2 protein-coding genes and 1 pseudogene are annotated in these 2,202 nt (G+C 74.7%); all 3 read right to left on the bottom strand.

Annotation, left to right across the window (positions count from 1 at the left end):
- Positions 1 to 413 (bottom strand): annotated as a pseudogene (locus GT045_RS35370) (1,4-alpha-glucan branching enzyme); the annotation flags it as partial.
- Positions 414 to 416: 3 nt separating this feature from the next.
- Complete coding sequence (locus GT045_RS35365; protein WP_161336720.1) at positions 417 to 1,781, bottom strand: maltokinase; 1,365 nt, start codon at positions 1,779 to 1,781, stop codon at positions 417 to 419.
- A 32-nt stretch (positions 1,782 to 1,813) separates the two neighbouring features.
- On the bottom strand, positions 1,814 to 2,202 hold a 389-nt coding region (locus GT045_RS35360; protein ID WP_202516745.1), incomplete at its 5' end, for an alpha-glucosidase C-terminal domain-containing protein.

Genomic DNA, 2,202 nt, shown 5'->3' with positions numbered 1-2,202 from the left:
CCGAGCGCCCGCCACAGCTGCTCGTGCCGGCCCTCCCGGACCAGGTGCAGATCCAGCTCGCCGAGGGCGGGCAGGAACCGGTACGGATCGTGCACCTCCTGCTCGGTGTCGTCGTACGCCACCAGGAGGGTGTACGACGGGATCCGCGCACCGGGCAGGACGGTGGTGAAGAGACCGTCACCCTCCGACCACATCTCGGTGCGCGTGCCGTCGATCAGGACGCTCACCGACCGGGCGTTCGGCCGCAGCGCCCGGAACTGGACGCCGCCCGGGACCGGGTGGGCGCCCAGCAGGGCGTGCGGGTCATGGTGCGCGCCGGCCAGCAGCCGGTCCCGGTCGGCCGCGTCCAGCGGCACGGTCGCGGGCGGCACCGGGCCCGCGGCCTCGGGTCGCGTCGTGTCACGCAGTGCCATGAGTCAGCCTCCCCATACGGCGAGCCGCTTGATCGCCGCCATCGGAACCGGCAGCCAGTCCGGCCGGTGTCTTGCCTCGTACAGCACCTCGTAGACCGCCCTGTCCGTCTCGTGCGCGCGCAGCAGCGCGTGCTTCTTGCGTGGGTCCCAGCCCGCGCGGGCCGCGTAGCCCGCGCAGAACGCCTCCCGGCAGCGGCGCGCCCACTCGGGTCGCCAGGGGCGGCGCTGCCGGGCCGCGTAGTCGAAGGAGCGCAGCATCCCGGCGACGTCGCGCACCGGGGACTGCGGTGCCCGCCGTTCGGCGAGCGGGCGGGACGGCTCGCCCTCGAAGTCGATGACGAACCAGTCGCGGCCGGCCCGCAGCACCTGCCCGAGGTGCAGGTCGCCGTGGATGCGCTGGGCGGGCGGTCCGGTGTCGCACGTGGCCAGCGCCCCGAACGCGGCCTTCAGGCCGGGCACGAACGGCAGCAGCCCGGGTACGGCGTGCGCGGCGGCGTCCAGCCGCGCGCACATCGCCTCGGCCGTGCGGCCGTTCTCGCCCGGCCCGGCCGACGGGAACGCCTCGGCCAGCGCCAGGTGCACCTCGGCCATGGCCCGGCCCAGCGCGCGGGCCTCGGCGGTGAAGTCGTCACCCGCGGCGAGCGCGCTGAGCGCCAGCGACCAGCCGTCGGTGGCGTCCGGCAGGAACGGCTGGAGCACCCCGAGGGTGGCCCGGCGCGGGGCGGTCGTGGTGAACCACGCCACCGGCGCCGGCACCCGGGCGCAGCCCTGCGCGGCCAGCGCGGCCGGCACCTCCAGGTCCGGGTTGACCCCCGGCTGGATGCGCCGGAACACCTTCAGGATGTACGCGTCGCCGTACACGATGGAGGTGTTGGACTGCTCGGCGTCCAGCAGCCGCGGCGGCAGACCGCCGGGCAGCCGGGCGCCCGGGGCCCCCTCGAACCGCAGCGGACCGGCGGTGCCGGGCTGCCGCAGCCGCTCCAGCAGCAGATCGGCCGAGCGCGGATCCTGCAGCGCGTCGTACACCGCGAGCCCGGCCAGCGGGCCCTCCTGGGCGCGCCCGATGAACGCCCGCTCCAGGCGCGGCGCGAGGTGCCGGCGCAGCCCCAGCAGCAGCTGGTAGCAGTCCCCGGGCGGAGGAGTGCCGCCGGGCGTCGGCACCGGGACGTGCGAGGCGTGCACGAGCAGGTGCAGACAGCCCGGGAACAGCTCGGTCACCGACAGCACCGACAGGTCGGTGACGGGCCGGTCCTTGCCCGCGAACCAGCGTTGCCTCGGCAGCCAGTCGCGCAGCAGACCGCCCAGGGAGGCCAGTGGCCCCTCGACGCCGGCCGCGGTGCGCGGCCGGGGGGTGATGGTCTTCGGCATGGTGACGCGTCCTTTCCTCGGCGCCGGACGGGTCAGCGGCGGCGGCCGATGCGGGATGCGACTCGGGTGAGCCGGAACCAGTAGAAGCCGTGGCCTTGCAGGGTCAGCAGGTAGGGCAGTTCACCGATGGCGGGGAAGCGGACGCCGCCGATCAGCTCGACGGGGTGCCGTCCGTCGTAGGCCCGCAGGTCGAGTTCGGTGGGCTGGGCGAAGCGGGAGAAGTTGTTCACGCACAGCACCAGGTCGTCGCCGTACTCGCGCAGGAAGGCGAGCACCGCGGGGTTCGAGGACGGCAGCTCGGTGTAGGAGCCGAGTCCGAAGGCGGGGTTCTGCTTCCGGATCTCGATCATGCGGCGGGTCCAGTGCAGCAGGCTGGACGGCGAGGACATGGAGGCTTCCACGTTGGTGACCTGGTAGCCGT

The sequence above is a fragment of the Streptomyces sp. SID486 genome, from assembly GCF_009865385.1.
Lineage (GTDB): Bacteria > Actinomycetota > Actinomycetes > Streptomycetales > Streptomycetaceae > Streptomyces.
The sequence above is the reverse complement of the archived record's forward strand: the minus strand, read 5'-3'. Positions and strand labels throughout refer to the sequence as shown.